Source organism: Clostridium sp. CTA-7 (assembly GCF_054768095.1).
In genome coordinates this window covers 30,992-45,514 of sequence record NZ_BAAAAV010000010.1, presented here as the reverse complement: position 1 = coordinate 45,514, position 14,523 = coordinate 30,992, and the positions used below count along the sequence as shown (strand labels likewise).

The 14,523-nt window shown below is 28.6% G+C and carries 13 protein-coding genes and 8 tRNA genes; 7 read left to right on the top strand and 14 right to left on the bottom strand.

Annotated features, from left to right (window positions below; translation table 11 throughout):
• Positions 1–9 precede the first annotated feature (9 nt).
• Positions 10–1,269: a UDP-N-acetylglucosamine 1-carboxyvinyltransferase gene (locus ACYUEX_RS16400; protein WP_411169291.1), complete on the bottom strand. Its 1,260-nt coding sequence runs from the start codon at positions 1,267–1,269 to the stop codon at positions 10–12.
• Positions 1,270–1,582: 313 nt separating this feature from the next.
• On the opposite strand from ACYUEX_RS16400, the gene ACYUEX_RS16395 reads away from it, so the two are divergent.
• The 4 genes from ACYUEX_RS16395 (at position 1,583) to ACYUEX_RS16380 (ending at position 4,532) form a co-directional block, all read left to right on the top strand.
• On the top strand, positions 1,583–2,125 hold the full coding sequence (locus ACYUEX_RS16395) for a hypothetical protein (protein ID WP_411169292.1): 543 nt from the start codon (positions 1,583–1,585) through the stop codon (positions 2,123–2,125).
• Between the two features lie 151 nt (positions 2,126–2,276).
• Positions 2,277–2,732 carry a dUTP diphosphatase gene (locus ACYUEX_RS16390; RefSeq protein WP_460289113.1) on the top strand — a complete coding sequence of 152 codons (456 nt, stop codon included), beginning with the start codon at positions 2,277–2,279 and terminating at the stop codon, positions 2,730–2,732.
• Positions 2,733–2,812: 80 nt separating this feature from the next.
• The gene (locus ACYUEX_RS16385) at positions 2,813–3,244 is read left to right on the top strand and encodes a DMT family transporter (RefSeq protein WP_460289112.1); all 432 of its coding nucleotides are present in this window, start codon (positions 2,813–2,815) and stop codon (positions 3,242–3,244) included.
• A gap of 94 nt (positions 3,245–3,338) precedes the next feature.
• Entirely contained in the window at positions 3,339–4,532 is a 1,194-nt protein-coding gene (locus ACYUEX_RS16380) for a S8 family serine peptidase (protein ID WP_460289111.1), read from the top strand.
• Between the two features lie 49 nt (positions 4,533–4,581).
• Here the strand turns inward: ACYUEX_RS16380 and ACYUEX_RS16375 are convergent, their stop codons facing one another.
• Positions 4,582–5,688 carry a peptidoglycan DD-metalloendopeptidase family protein gene (locus ACYUEX_RS16375; protein ID WP_460289110.1) on the bottom strand — a complete coding sequence of 369 codons (1,107 nt, stop codon included), beginning with the start codon at positions 5,686–5,688 and terminating at the stop codon, positions 4,582–4,584.
• Positions 5,689–5,852: 164 nt separating this feature from the next.
• Here ACYUEX_RS16375 and ACYUEX_RS16370 point away from each other — a divergent pair, with 164 nt between their 5' ends.
• Positions 5,853–6,857, top strand: coding sequence for a DnaD domain protein (locus ACYUEX_RS16370; protein ID WP_411169296.1), 1,005 nt, complete (start codon positions 5,853–5,855; stop codon positions 6,855–6,857).
• Positions 6,850–7,824, top strand: coding sequence for an ATP-binding protein (locus tag ACYUEX_RS16365; protein ID WP_411170641.1), 975 nt, complete (start codon positions 6,850–6,852; stop codon positions 7,822–7,824). The genes ACYUEX_RS16370 and ACYUEX_RS16365 overlap by 8 nt, the downstream gene beginning before the upstream one ends.
• A gap of 94 nt (positions 7,825–7,918) precedes the next feature.
• On the opposite strand, the gene ACYUEX_RS16360 is transcribed toward ACYUEX_RS16365, so the two are convergent.
• From ACYUEX_RS16360 to ACYUEX_RS16325, 8 genes are all read right to left on the bottom strand, one after another.
• Positions 7,919–7,993, bottom strand: a tRNA-Thr gene (locus ACYUEX_RS16360).
• Between the two features lie 29 nt (positions 7,994–8,022).
• Positions 8,023–8,099 (bottom strand) — tRNA-Asp (locus ACYUEX_RS16355).
• 8 nt (positions 8,100–8,107) lie between these two features.
• Positions 8,108–8,183 (bottom strand) — tRNA-Val (locus ACYUEX_RS16350).
• Between the two features lie 5 nt (positions 8,184–8,188).
• Positions 8,189–8,263, bottom strand: a tRNA-Glu gene (locus tag ACYUEX_RS16345).
• Between the two features lie 6 nt (positions 8,264–8,269).
• A tRNA-Thr gene (locus ACYUEX_RS16340) sits at positions 8,270–8,344 on the bottom strand.
• Positions 8,345–8,371: 27 nt separating this feature from the next.
• Positions 8,372–8,448, bottom strand: a tRNA-Asp gene (locus tag ACYUEX_RS16335).
• Between the two features lie 6 nt (positions 8,449–8,454).
• Positions 8,455–8,530: transfer RNA gene (locus ACYUEX_RS16330), tRNA-Val, on the bottom strand.
• Between the two features lie 5 nt (positions 8,531–8,535).
• Positions 8,536–8,610 (bottom strand) — tRNA-Glu (locus ACYUEX_RS16325).
• A 329-nt stretch (positions 8,611–8,939) separates the two neighbouring features.
• Between ACYUEX_RS16325 and ACYUEX_RS16320 the strand changes: the two genes are divergently transcribed.
• Positions 8,940–10,184, top strand: a complete 1,245-nt coding sequence (locus ACYUEX_RS16320) for a BaiN/RdsA family NAD(P)/FAD-dependent oxidoreductase (RefSeq protein ID WP_460289109.1) — start codon at positions 8,940–8,942, stop codon at positions 10,182–10,184.
• A gap of 49 nt (positions 10,185–10,233) precedes the next feature.
• Here the strand turns inward: ACYUEX_RS16320 and ACYUEX_RS16315 are convergent, their stop codons facing one another.
• The 4 genes from ACYUEX_RS16315 to proC all read right to left on the bottom strand — a co-directional run bounded on the left by ACYUEX_RS16315 (position 10,234) and on the right by proC (position 14,482).
• Complete coding sequence (locus ACYUEX_RS16315; protein WP_460289108.1) at positions 10,234–10,983, bottom strand: acyl-[acyl-carrier-protein] thioesterase; 750 nt, start codon at positions 10,981–10,983, stop codon at positions 10,234–10,236.
• 81 nt (positions 10,984–11,064) lie between these two features.
• A complete protein-coding gene (locus ACYUEX_RS16310; RefSeq protein WP_460289107.1) occupies positions 11,065–11,910 on the bottom strand; it encodes a hypothetical protein in 846 nt (281 codons plus the stop codon).
• Between the two features lie 205 nt (positions 11,911–12,115).
• The gene (locus ACYUEX_RS16305) at positions 12,116–13,405 is read right to left on the bottom strand and encodes an adenylosuccinate synthase (RefSeq protein ID WP_460289106.1); all 1,290 of its coding nucleotides are present in this window, start codon (positions 13,403–13,405) and stop codon (positions 12,116–12,118) included.
• A 276-nt stretch (positions 13,406–13,681) separates the two neighbouring features.
• Positions 13,682–14,482, bottom strand: coding sequence for a pyrroline-5-carboxylate reductase (gene proC / locus ACYUEX_RS16300; RefSeq protein WP_460289105.1), 801 nt, complete (start codon positions 14,480–14,482; stop codon positions 13,682–13,684).
• Between the last annotated feature and the right edge of the window lie 41 nt (positions 14,483–14,523).

Sequence of the window (14,523 nt, the reverse complement as noted above, 5' to 3'; positions counted from 1 at the left end):
ACGTAGATACTATTCTACTACTCTTACTATATCTGCTCCTAAAGCAGTAAATTTATTTTCAATATGCGGATATCCTCTATCTATATGCTCTATTTCTAATATTTCGGTTACACCTTCTGCAATTAATCCTGCTATAACCATAGCAGCTCCAGCTCTTAGATCTGTCGCTATAACTTTAGATCCTACTAATTTATCAATTCCCTCTACTATAGCAGTTCTACCTTCTACCTTTATAGTCGCACCCATTTTCTTTAATTCATCTATATGCTTATGTCTACTTTCCCAAATACTTTCAGCTATTAAACTTTTTCCTGGAACAACACTTAATAAAGCTGACATTGGTTGCTGTACATCTGTTGGAAACCCTGGATATGGAGCTGTTTTTACATTAACTCCCTTTAAATCTCCTTCAACATAAACCCTAACACTATCATCGCCCTCTTCAACTATTGCTCCCATTTCAGTAAGTTTTGCTGCAATTGATTCTAAGTGCTTTGGTATAACATTTTTTATAGTAACATCACCTTTTGTTGCCGCTGCTGCAATCATAAAAGTCCCTGCTTCTATTTGATCTGGTATAACACTATAATTGCATCCTGATAACTTTTCAACACCCTTTACTCTAATTACATCCGTTCCTGCACCTTTTATATCTGCACCCATAGAGTTTAAGAAGTTTGCAACGTCTACTACATGAGGTTCTTTTGCAACATTTTCAAGTATAGTTGTTCCTTCTGCCAAAGTCGCTGCTATCATAACATTTATAGTTGCTCCAACCGTAACAACATCAAAGAATATATTTGCTCCATGTAAGTGTTCAGCTTCTACAGTAACAGCTCCATGCTCTATACTTACTTTTGCACCTAATGCTTCAAATCCTTTTATATGTTGGTCTATTGGTCTAACTCCTATAGGGCATCCCCCTGGAAGTTCTACTCTTGCTTTTTTAAATCTTGATAATAAAGCTCCTATAAAATAATATGATGCTCTCATTCTTCTTACATCATCAGTACATGCCTCTACACTTATTACATCACTTGCATCTATTTCTAAAGTGTTATTATCTATTTTGTTTACTGAGCATCCAAGGCTAACTAAAATTCTTTCAAGACAATGAACATCTTCTATATCTGGTACATTATCTATTAAACACTTTCCTTCACTAGCCATTATTGCTGCTGGTAATATAGCTACAGCTGAATTTTTAGCACCATTTATATCAACCGAACCATTTAAAACTTTTCCTCCATTTATAACTAACTTTTCCATCCATTTCACCCTTATCATAATTTATATATATCTATTAATCTTTCCTAATATTTCAACTATTATCCATCATTATTCTGTAATAATTTAGTTTTCTTAAAAACTTACAATACTCATTATAACATAAAAATAATTTAAGGAAATAGAGTTTTTTCTTCCAAAACTCTTTTTTAATAACCTTTTTTACTACCTCTATAATATTCAAACTTTTCTTTATATATCTTTTTTAATTTTTTGTAATATGTTATAATTTATAAAAACGTTTATATGTAATTTTAAATACATATAAATTAATTTAATATGAGAGGCTAAATCTATGAAATATTACTTAGTAGCATTATTTGATGATGAATCTTATAAAAATTTAAATCCTATTCAAAAAAATCTTTCTAAAAGATTTAGAGCTAATAGGAGCTCTCCAACACCATATATTCCTTTAGAAGTAATTGAAAATCCTAATATAGAGAAATTAGATGTTGTTATAGATAAAATAGTGAAGCCTTATAAGAATTTTAAGGTTCAATTATCTACTGAAGTTTCAATTTCAGAAACTAACAAAACTCTAAATATGAGAATAGAGGATGTTGGGTATATAAAAAGACTTACTAGACTAATGAGCGATACCTTAAAGCTATATGGATTTAACACACAAAATTATAGTAGTGAGCCATCAATGCATATATCCTTAGCTAGTCTTAATTATATTCCAAAAGATATGAAAAAGTTTGATGGTGAAGTTAACTTTAAATCTAATTGTGAAACTCTTAAAGTTGATAGAATTGAAATATGGAAATTTTCTACTAATAAAAGAGAAACCTTAGTAAAAAGTTATCCTTTAAAAAAGAATTTATATCTTTAATATTGAAAAGTGCTTAATTTTTTAAGCACTTTTTTATATTTTCATAATATATAAAAAATTTATTTTTTTGTATTCGTTTACCACACTTTTCATTTATGAAATCTTTTTGTAAAATATATTATAGTAAATCCTTAAAAACAGGGGGATATTTATGGAAATTATAGCTTTCTTTGAATCACAAAGAGAAAAAAACAAACAAATCATTATTGATAGTACTCTAAGTGAATATAAAATTTGGGCTAGAAAACATCTAGAACTACATACAAAACTTAGCTCATTAGCTGATGAAACTAAGTGTTATAAATATTGGATAGACAATGATAATCCAATAAATAAATCAGTATTGTTCAAAAAATACTTAGATTGCTTTGCCCATATCATTAATATTGGAATTGATAGGCACTATGATCATATTAAGGAAGTTGTTATAAAGCCAAATGATTATTGCTTAAGTGATCAATTTTTAAATCTTTTTATAGATTTAAATGACTTAATAATATCACCTTCTGATGATCATTACATGACTCTTATTGAAGATTTTATAAGTCTAGGAATTACTTTAGGCTATTCAGAATCTAAAATTAAAGAATCATTTATTAGTAGATAATAAAAAACCTTCTAGATTTCTAGGAGGTTTTTTAATATTTCTTTATAATAAGTGTAATACTATCCTAGAGGTGATTTTATATGTTAGCAATTTTATATGCAATAATCTCGGGGATATCTATGACACTTCAAGGTGTTTTTAATACTAAATTAGAAGAAAAAGTTGGAACCTGGGAAACAAACGTTATAGTACAAGGAACCGCACTTATTGTAACATTAATTATTGTAATGTTTTTTGGCAAAGGAAGTTTCAAGAATGTAAAAGATGTAAATAAAATCTATTTACTAGGTGGAGTCCTTGGCGTAATAATTATTTTTACTGTTATGAGAAGTATTGGCGCAATGGGTGCTACATGTGGTATTGCTATAATTTTAGTTGCACAACTTGCTTCTGCTGGAGCTGTTGATGCTTTTGGTTTATTTGGTGTTGAAAAAATATCTTTTCATCTTAGAGAGTTTATTGGAATAGCTATAATGATATTAGGAATTATTATATTTAAGTGGAGAGTGTAAGCTCTCTTCTTTTTTACTCTTTAGGAAATTATACTATTAACAAAAATCATACTTTTAATATACTATATATTGTGATCAATTTTAGGAGTATAGTATGTTTTCACTTAATAAAAAATTAGATTCAAACTTAAAAAATTGTATGTTATCAAAACCCTATAATAATTATAGAGTACTTATTAAATATAAAAAATTTCATGATAGCTTAATAAAAAAAATTCCCTCTTATAAAGGTGAATTTATAAGTAATATAAAGCATTGTCAATTAATATGTGCCAGACTAAATTCTAATGGTATTCAAAGATTACTAGAATATCCAGAGGTTGATTATATTTGCTTTGACGAATACTTCTCTTTATGTGGTATGAGCGTTAGTACTGCAAATAAAATTAGAATATCTAGTAAAACCAAAGTTAAAGGTAAAAATGTTAGTGTTGCAATTATAGATACTGGCGTTTATCCCCATCCTGATTTAATTACTCCTTATAATAGAATAATTACATTTATAGATTTAATAAATGGATTAAAATATCCTTATGATGATAATGGACATGGAACTTGTACCGCCGGAATAATTGCTGGAAGCGGAGGAAAATCCAATGGAATGTATAGTGGAATTGCTCCTGAATGTAATATTCATTGCTATAAAGCCTTTGATAAAAGTGGAAAGGGGTTTATATCTGATGTACTTAATGCAATAGAGATGATTATTGAAGAAAATGAAAAGCATAATATAAAAATCTTATGTTTACCATTTGAATTATTACATTATAATGTATTTTTCCAAAAGTGTTTCAATTTAATGGTATCATCAGCAAATAGTAAAAACATAACTTGTATAGTCCCAAGTGGTAGTAATAAAAATTTAGAAGGGTCAATTACAGGAATTGCTTTATGCAATGATTGTATAACCGTTTCAGGTTATGACTCTACATCAAAAATTAAACCTTATACTTATTCATCAGTTGGTACATTAAAAAAGGACTCAAAACCTAATTTATGCGCTGCCTGCGTTGATATAGTTTCTTTAAACTCTAATACCAGTTATATTTCTGAAAGAGATGGAATTAAGTTATATCCTTCAAAGCTAGATAGTTCATATAAAACCTTTAGTGGTACTTCTCTAGCTGCAGCTTATGTATCAGGCGTATGTGCTTTAATTTATGAAAGCAATCCGGATTTAACCCCCAAAGATATATCATCTCTTTTAAAGGTATCATGTGAGTTACTAGATATTCCTAGAAACTGTCAAGGCGATGGTAAAATAAATATTAACTCTATAATAAAATGAAAGGTACTAATAAAAGCACCTTTCATTTTATATCTCTTTAATATATATTTTATTGAACTATATAATTAGTTGGATCTACTGGATCATTATTTACTCTAAGTTCAAAATGTAAATGCGGTCCAGTGCTAAATCCAGTGTTTCCTATTGCTCCAATTACAGCTCCCTTTTTAACTTTATCTCCTACCTTAACATAAAATCCATCTAAGTGTCCATAATATGTAATCATATTATCTTCGTGCTTAACCATTATTAAATTACCATAGCCACCATCATTATATTGAGCATATATAACTTCCCCATCCATTGCAACTAAAACATCATCTCCTGTGTTCCCTGCAATATCTATTCCTTTATGGAAAGAGTTCCATCTCTCGCCATATCCGGATGTCATATCTCCTCCTCTAGTTGGACTTTTTAAAAAAGCGATTCCATAATTATATGGATTTTTAGTTCCTCTATAAACTTTTTTGCTTATTGCTTCTTTTATCTTTTCCTCCTTAACTATTTTAGTGCTTATAAGTTTATCATTTTCATATGTAACTTCTTTTACTTGCTTTTTCAGACCTACTTCTCCATCTTCAACCTTTGTTTCTCCTAAATACATAGAATCACTTGGTATTATTATTGTGTTAGGTTGTATTTTTATATTATCTTCATTTACATATTTTATACTTAGCTTTAAGTTACTTGAATTTTCTTTTGATAAATCATATATAGCACTAGTCAGTTCTTCATTTGTTTGTAATAAAGCTACATCAAATTTATTTTCTTGTAGTTTTATATCTCCATTTATTTGAAAAGATACTATTGAACTTCCTTTAATCTTCTTTTCGCTTATATATTTTTCCAAAACTAAATTTGTTATATTACTAATATCATTCTCTATTGAAGTATATCCTATAATCTTATCATCTAACCTTACTTCATATCCGTTTATTCTTCCTGTTAAAGCCACAATTAGATTATCAAGTATATTATTTCCACTTGATACTTTATTTGATATAGAATATGTTTGCTTGTTCAGATTTATATTGCTGAAGCTTTCATCTGTTTGAGCCTTTACCTTAGTAAAACTAATATTTAAAATAAGCCCTATAACAAATATTGATAATGTAGCCTTTTTAGCTACCTTTATCGAGTCTCCTTTTATATCCATAAAATCTCCTTTCATTTTAATAATGTTAAGCAACACATCTATTAGTTTTCCCAGTTTTAGAAATAATATTCTTTTTATATATTCTATAGTTTTGTTGAGCCTATTACTCCTCTTTGTTATAATTATGTTATTGCAATATTACTGTTAGAAAGGTGGTTGTAATTATGAGCACTTTCATGCTTAAATCAAAGCCTTTAAAATTTACTCCTATAAGTAATATATTTATTGAAAAATATATGCCTAAAGCTCGAGGAGAATTTATTAAAGTATATCTTTTAATGCTTAAATATAATTTTACTGGTGAAATTGGAGTTAATGCCTCAATATTAGCTACATCATTAAATCTATTAGAGTCTGATATAATAAATGCACTTAATTATTGGAATGATGAAGGTGTTATAAGGCTAATCCCAATTGATAAAATGGGAAACTTTGATATAGAATTTATAGATCTATCTTCTGATAATAATGTTGATAAAAGTGAAATTAACTTATTAGCAGAACTTTCAGATGAAACTAATAATGGTATGTTGAAGGATATAGAAAGACTACTGGGTAGACCTCTATCCCCTAGCGAGTTTACAACTTATATAGGATGGAAAAAAGATTTTAATTTTTCTTCTGAATTAATCCTTCTAATAATTGAATTTTGTGTTTCTAAGGGTAAAACTAACCATAGATATATAGAAAAAGTAGCACTAGCATGGAACGAAATGAAAATAAAAACTATTGATGATGCACAAAATTATATAAGAAAAACAGAAGATAAATGGGGAACCTACAGAGAAATACTTAAATTTTTAGGAATTAGAAATACAGATATAATGAAGCCTCAGGAAGATATGTTAGAAAAATGGACTACAAATTATGGTTTTTCATTAGATATAATAAAAAAAGCTTGTGATATTTGTTTTCAAAGGCTAAATAGAGCGGATTTTAAATATATAGATGGAATATTATCAAGTTGGAACAAAGATAACTTAAGAAGCCTAAAGCAGATCGAAGAAAAAGAGGTCTCTTATAAGAATCTATCTTCAAAGAAAAATTATGCTAATTCTAATTCAAATAATTTTAACAAGCCTAAATTAAGATTTGATAATTTTAAAGGCCGTGACTATGATTATGATTCTTTAGAAAAGAAACTGTTAGGATGGGATAATGATGATTAAAGGATATGAAAAAGATTTAACTTCAATATATGAAAATATAAAGATTGAGGAACAAAAAAATTTAAATAATAGACGAAAAGAAATAGAAGAAAAATATCCTGAGATTTTACAGCTAGATAATTTAATTCAAAAGAAGTCTTTAAATTTATCTTTGTCTATATTAAAGGGCTTAGATGAGAATTCTTTAAAGAAAATTAAAGAAGAAATAACAGATTTAAGATTTAAAAAATGTGAAGCTTTAGTCTCTAGAGGATATAGTCAAGAATATTTAAGTCTTCATTATAGATGTCCAAAATGTAAAGATGAAGGGTATATTGGAATTAACAAATGCTCTTGTTATAAAAAAAAGTTAATAGAATTATACTATAAAGACTCTGATTTAGAAGATACCTTAAAAGAAATTAACTTTAATGCTCTTGATATTTCTTTATTTTCTAATCATAAAATAAGTGATGATAAATTTACACCTAGAAAAAATATTGAAAATATTATTCAATATTTAAAAGGAGATTTTATTCATAATTTTAATAATACTAATGATAATATACTATTTTATGGTGATTCTGGAACTGGAAAAACTTTTTTAAGCTGCTGTGTAGCTAAGGAGCTTCTTGATGAAGGATATTTAGTTGTTTACAGGACTATAGATGAGTTAATTAAAAACCTAAGGGATATACGATTTAATGGTAATATGGAATTAGAAAATTTTTTAATTAACTGTGATTTATTAATTATAGATGACTTAGGTGCAGAGCAAATAACTGATTTTTCAGCTACTGAATTTTTTAATCTATTAAATAAAAAATTATTAAAGAAGAAGAAAATGCTAATATCAACAAATTTAACTCTATTTGATATTAGAAAAACATATACGGAAAGAATTTCTTCTAGATTACTTGGTAATTTTAAGTTATATAAGTTTTACGCTGAAGACATAAGAATTCAATTAAACTTAAAAAGAAGATAGGAATAGTAAATTCCTATCTTCTTTTATTTTTTATCTATCTTACAAAAATATTTTTTTGCAAAACAAAAAGCTTTGGAAAATATTCCAAAGCTTCTGGAGCTGGCAATAGGAATCGAACCTACAACCTGCTGATTACAAGTCAGCTGCTCTACCGTTGAGCCATGCCAGCACATATTATATATTTCTTATCACTTAAAGTGGCGACTCAGAAGGGGCTCGAACCCTCGACCTCCGGCGTGACAGGCCGGCACTCTAACCAACTGAGCTACTGAGCCAAAATTTATGGTGGAAACAACAGGGATCGAACCTGTGACCCTCTGCTTGTAAGGCAGATGCTCTCCCAGCTGAGCTATGCTTCCATGAATGGTGACTCCTAGGGGAATCGAACCCCTGTTACCACCGTGAAAGGGTGGTGTCTTGACCGCTTGACCAAGGAGCCATATAATGGAGCTGGCAATAGGAATCGAACCTACAACCTGCTGATTACAAGTCAGCTGCTCTACCGTTGAGCCATGCCAGCATTTATTATATATTTATCACTTTAAAGTGGCGACTCAGAAGGGGCTCGAACCCTCGACCTCCGGCGTGACAGGCCGGCACTCTAACCAACTGAGCTACTGAGCCAGATTATGGTGGAAACAACAGGGATCGAACCTGTGACCCTCTGCTTGTAAGGCAGATGCTCTCCCAGCTGAGCTATGCTTCCATRAATGGTGACTCCTAGGGGAATCGAACCCCTGTTACCACCGTGAAAGGGTGGTGTCTTGACCGCTTGACCAAGGAGCCATGTTTGTTTTTAGCTTATTGTTACTCGCTATTCGCTCGGCGAGCACATAAACTATAATACCTAAATTTTAATATAGTGTCAACACTTTTTAACAACTTTTTTTTTTATTTTTAAAATACTTTGATTATCTATATTTTCATACTAGTAATTTAAGACTTTTGTTAGCTTATTTTGATTTTTTAGATATTTTTATATTAATAAAAATATACTGCTTATATTTAAAGTATTTATATACATTCTAGTCTTCTAATTTAGTATTCCATATTTGATAAGTTATATTACTATGATAAAATTATATTTATTATATTATTTTAAGGAGATTTTAATTATGATACATCATGATTTAATTATAGTTGGTGGTGGTGCTTCTGGATTAGTCGCTGCAATTACAGCTAAAGATTTTGGCTTAGACGTCGCCATAGTTGAAGGAACTGATAGGATAGGCAAAAAAATTCTTACTACTGGAAATGGAAGATGTAATATATCTAATAGAACTATTTCTTTCCCTTTCCTTTCTTATCATAGTGAAAATACAGGATTTTTTTCTAATGTATTATCTAATTTTAATATAAATGATACAGAAAATTTCTTTTTATCATTAGGTCTTCCAATAATAGAATTACAAAATGGTAAGGTGTATCCTAAGTCACTACAAGCTTCATCAGTTGTAGATATATTAAAATTAGCATTAGAAGATAGGAATATTCCCTTATATACAAACTGCAAAGTAAAAGATATCCACAAGAAGAAAATCTTTAAATTATCCACAAGCAACGAAGAGAATAAGTTATTCACATGTAATAAATTAATTTTAGCCTGTGGAGGAAAATCTGCAATTAAAACCGGTTCTGATGGCTCTGGATATAATTTAGCTAAATCTCTTGGCCACTCTATAATTAAAACTATTCCTGGGATAGTTCAACTAAAATTAGATAACCCTTATCTAAAATCAATAACAGGAGTAAAATTTGATGGATATGCACTACTACTAGTTGATGGTAAACCTGTAAGAAAAGAGTTTGGAGAAATACTATTTACCGATTATGGTATATCAGGACCTCCAATTTTGCAACTTTCAGGGCATGCTTCAAAGGCATTACTAAAAACAAAAAAAGTTGAAATAGTTGTTGATATGATGCCTAATCAATCACTTAGTGAAGTTGAGGATTTTCTAGAAGGCCACTTTGCTATGTTTTCTCATAGGCCAATTATAGATACTCTTATTGGAATCGTTAATAAAAAATTAATTCCTGCACTTTTAAAGGAAGCAAATATCTTAAATTTACATTCCCCTTGCTATGATTTAGCTTGGGATGAGAAAAAAAGGCTTATTAATTTATTGAAATATTGGAAGTTTAAATGCACGGATACTAATGGATTTAATCAAGCTCAAGTTACTATAGGTGGAGTAGATACTAAAGATGTTAATCCTAAAACATTAGAATCTATATTAGTTGAAAATCTATATTTTTGTGGTGAAATCCTAGATGTAGATGGTGATTGCGGAGGTTTTAATCTTCAATGGGCTTGGAGCTCAGGATGCTTTGTTGCAAAAACAATTGCAAATTCCTAATATAAAATTAAAGGTTAATAAACAGAATTTTTTCTGTTTATTAACCGTTTTAATATTTTCTCCAATGAGCTATTAACTTAGTTAATTCTTTATTATCTAAGGTTTCTATCCTATGTATAGTAGTTAAAGAACCATTCTCTTCCTTTGTAAAACTTGATAATGACTTAATTTCTTCTCCATATTTACATTCCTTTTCGAAAGTAACTTTAATTTCTTCTAACTTATAGTTTTTAACTATATCTTCTGGCAAAGATTCTATAGCCCACTCTACATACTTTGTATTATTTACATGTTTATTAAAGTCTATGTCTGTATATCTGACGCTAAAATTTATTTCATACATTACATCCTTAAGCTTTTCTAACTTAGGTATTTTAAATTCTCCTTCTATGTCTCCCTTTAATCCATATACTTCATATTGTTCTGAAGGTATTCTCATAGTTCTTCTTTTTTCCAAATTAATAAGTAAAAATATGGCATTAGCCTCTACTACTAAATTTCCACTTTCATCTTTTATTTCATACTTTCTTATAGCATAAAACTTTTTAAATCCAACTGGCTCCGTTTTAACTAGAAGTTTTTCTCCATACATAGGATATCTATTAACTTTTACATTATAATTATAAAATACCCAAGTCATATTACTTTTTAATAGTCCTGCCATTCCTGATCCTAATTCTTCTGACTGTTTCGTACCTATATCAGATAAGATATTTAATATTGTTGTTATAGAACATTTTAAATTACTATCTACATCATAATAATGTAATTCATATTCTTTACTATAAGTTTTCCCCACTTTGTTCCTCCTAATTTTAAATTTAAAACTCTGTAATTCTACAGAGTTTATTTAAGTTTATTTAATTCTCAAAACCTTTGTTTATAATATAGGATCTATAAGAATCTCTACCTCTTCATTTCTATCCCATACTAATATATTTAAATATGCCATTGTATATGCTTGAATTAAAAATTGACCTATAAGTGCTAATATCATTCCTAAAATAGGTATAATAATATTACCAATTGTTAAAACTATTCCAAATCCAATTGTTATTCCCGATATCGCTGCTAATTTTCCTATAGTTGTCCAGAAGTATCCCTTTTTAAATAATCTGAAGGTTTCTCCTATAGATTCAGTAATTGTTAAATCTCTTACTATTAGCATAGAGTTAAACAAAAATACAAATGGTCTCATTATAACCACTATAGCAATAAATAATGGAATTAATATAATTAATCCAATACCTATAGTTAAAAAGGCTAATAATACTGTAACTAAAATCAAGCTTACCATTGCTGCCAAAAGCATTAGGTATATTAAAATATTTAATCCTATTATACTCCACTTTCTTTGCCAAACATATATATTAGCACTTCTCCAACTTACTTCTTTTCCTTTATTTGCATCATCTAAAAGTTTAATAATGACGGCATTTGCATACATCATTATTAAACTAGCTAATGTAGTTAAAAGGAGTATTATTAGAATTGTTCCTATCCCAATGAAAGGAATATCTCTATCAAAATATGAATACGAATATGAATAAGATATTTTAAGAAAACTCGATAAAGTGATAGCGAATATCGTTCCAATAAGTATTACCATTGTAGGTAAAATAAATATTCCTATAACTTTTAAAATTTCTGTAATATTATTTTTAGATATATAAAAAGCTTTTGATAGTACTTCAGAAACTGATAAATAACTTCTTTTCTCTTCCACAATTTCACCTCTTTTATATTTTTATAATTCTATATTAATATATTAACTTAGACTAGAATTATTTACATTATTTTAAGTAAATATATTTTTTTACACATTATATTTTATTATAATTAATAATTTATTTCAAATTATTTACTATTATTTTTTATTTGAATATAAATGAAGAGATTACTACAAAAAATTTATAGTAATCTCTTATATATTATAATTCTTTTGTTACTCTTATAGTTTGATCTCTTCTTGGACCTACACCAACTATAGATATTTTAGTTTCAGTAAGTTCCTCTATTCTACATAAATACTTTTTCGCATTTTCTGGTAACTCTTCATAACTTCTAGCCTCAGCTACCTCATCTCCCCAACCTTCGAATTCTTCATATATTGGTTCACATTTAGCTAAGTCTTCTAAGCTTGCTGGAAAATAGTCTATAACTTTATCATTAAACTTATATCCAACACATATTTTTAGGCTTTCTAATCCTGCTAAAGTATCAATTTTAGTTACACATAAAGAAGTTAATCCTGATACTCTTACTGTAGTTTTTAATATAACAGCATCTAACCATCCACATCTTCTTGATCTTCCTGTAGTAACACCATATTCATGTCCTTTTTCTCTTATCCATTCCCCTATTTCATTATCTAATTCTGTTGGGAATGGTCCCTTACCAACTCTTGTAGTATATGCTTTTGCAATACCAACTGCGTTTGTTACCATAGTAGGCCCAATTCCTGAACCACTAGCAACTCCACAAGCCGTAGTATTTGATGATGTTACATATGGATATGTACCATAATCTATATCTAGAAGCATTCCTTGCGCTCCTTCAAATAGTACTGTTTTATCTTCTTTTATTTCATCATATAATCTAACAGATGTGTCTTGTACATAAGGTCTTAGTCTTTCTGCTAGCTCTAAATATTCTGAAAGAATCTCATCATAATTTAAAGCGTCTCCACCTAAAACCTTCGTTATGTATTCATTCTTCATTTCTATATTTTCTTTTAATTTTTCTTTTAATATATTTTCATTTATAAGATCACAAATTCTTATTCCACATCTTTCAAACTTATCTGTATAACACGGTCCTATACCTTTACCGGTTGTTCCTATATCATTTTTTCCTCTTGCTTTTTCCTTTAATTTATCTAAAACTTTGTGATATGGCATTATAACATGTGCTCTATCGCTTATTATAAGTTTTTCTGGAGTAACTTTAACTCCTTCGCCTTCTAAATAATCCATTTCTGTAAATAAAGCTTTTGGATCTACTACAACACCATTTCCTATAATATTTAATTTATTATCATATAATATTCCTGAAGGGATTAAATGAAGTTTATATTGCTTTTCTCCAACTTCAACAGTGTGCCCCGCATTATTTCCACCTTGAAACCTAACTATTACCTCTGCTTCTTCTGCTAAGTAATCAGTCATTTTACCTTTACCTTCATCTCCCCATTGAGCTCCTAGAACAACAAATGCTGACATTTATATTGCCTCCTTATAAAAAGACTTATAAGTCCTTTATTTATAAATTAATTGATGTTAATTTCCACCTACCATATTAGCAAAGTAAAAATAAAGTTTCAACCATTTTGCGAATATTTTTTTATATTTTATTTATATAGTTCGTGTTAATATTTGTATAATTGTCTATCAATCTTTAGTTTCTATTAAAATGAATTTAATTATTCTACAAAAATAAATTTTCCGAAATATAATTTTTTATAATTAAAGGAAGTAATTCTAATTACTTCCTTTAACTTACATATTGTTATATTTTTCAGCACATACTTCCATAGCTTTTATTACCGAACTTCTAAATCCACTTTTCTCTAATTCTGCTACCGCTTCTATAGTTGTTCCTCCTGGTGAGCAAACCATATCCTTAAGTTCACCTGGATGTTTTCCTGTTTCTAATGCTAATTTTGCTGATCCTAATATACTTTGTTCAGCCATTTTATATGCCTTATTTCTTGGTATCCCAAGCTTTACAGCAGCATCAGCCATAGCTTCTATAAACATAAATACATAGGCTGGCGAAGATCCGCATAAAGCTGTAAATGCATCAAAATATTTTTCTTCTAAAATTTCATATTCCCCAAAATTTTCATAAAGATTGCATATATATTTAAGTTCTTCTTTTCTTAAATTTGAATTTGGACATATAGCAGACATTCCTTCACCTACTAATGCTGGAGTATTTGGCATAGTTTTTACAATTTTATAATCCTTATCTAAGAAATTTTCTATATCTGATATACTTATTCCTGCTGCTATAGATATTATGATAACATCATCCTTTAGAAAGTTTTTAATTTCTTCTATGACTTGCTTATACATATTTGGCTTTACAGCTAAAAATAATATTTCTGACTCTTTTGCTACTTCTATATTACTAAGGGTACATTTTACTTCAAACTCCTTTAATATTTTATCCTTAGATTCTTCACTTCTTGTTGAAATAATTATATCTTTACTGCTTATCTCTTTTGAACTTAAAAGCCCTTTAAGCATTGCTTTTCCCATGTTTCCGCAGCCTATAAATCCTATTTTTTTATTCAATATATTCACCTTCTTATTAAAATCATTGTTAATAATTTTCT

Coding starts and splice junctions, on each gene's coding strand:
- ACYUEX_RS16380 (WP_460289111.1), top strand. CDS start 3,339: ATGTTTTCACTTAATAAAAAATTAGATTCAAACTTAAAAAATTGTATG.
- ACYUEX_RS16400 (WP_411169291.1), bottom strand. CDS start 1,269: ATGGAAAAGTTAGTTATAAATGGAGGAAAAGTTTTAAATGGTTCGGTT.
- ACYUEX_RS16375 (WP_460289110.1), bottom strand. CDS start 5,688: ATGGATATAAAAGGAGACTCGATAAAGGTAGCTAAAAAGGCTACATTA.
- ACYUEX_RS16385 (WP_460289112.1), top strand. CDS start 2,813: ATGTTAGCAATTTTATATGCAATAATCTCGGGGATATCTATGACACTT.
- ACYUEX_RS16370 (WP_411169296.1), top strand. CDS start 5,853: ATGAGCACTTTCATGCTTAAATCAAAGCCTTTAAAATTTACTCCTATA.
- ACYUEX_RS16320 (WP_460289109.1), top strand. CDS start 8,940: ATGATACATCATGATTTAATTATAGTTGGTGGTGGTGCTTCTGGATTA.
- ACYUEX_RS16395 (WP_411169292.1), top strand. CDS start 1,583: ATGAAATATTACTTAGTAGCATTATTTGATGATGAATCTTATAAAAAT.
- ACYUEX_RS16365 (WP_411170641.1), top strand. CDS start 6,850: ATGATTAAAGGATATGAAAAAGATTTAACTTCAATATATGAAAATATA.
- ACYUEX_RS16390 (WP_460289113.1), top strand. CDS start 2,277: ATGGAAATTATAGCTTTCTTTGAATCACAAAGAGAAAAAAACAAACAA.
- ACYUEX_RS16305 (WP_460289106.1), bottom strand. CDS start 13,405: ATGTCAGCATTTGTTGTTCTAGGAGCTCAATGGGGAGATGAAGGTAAA.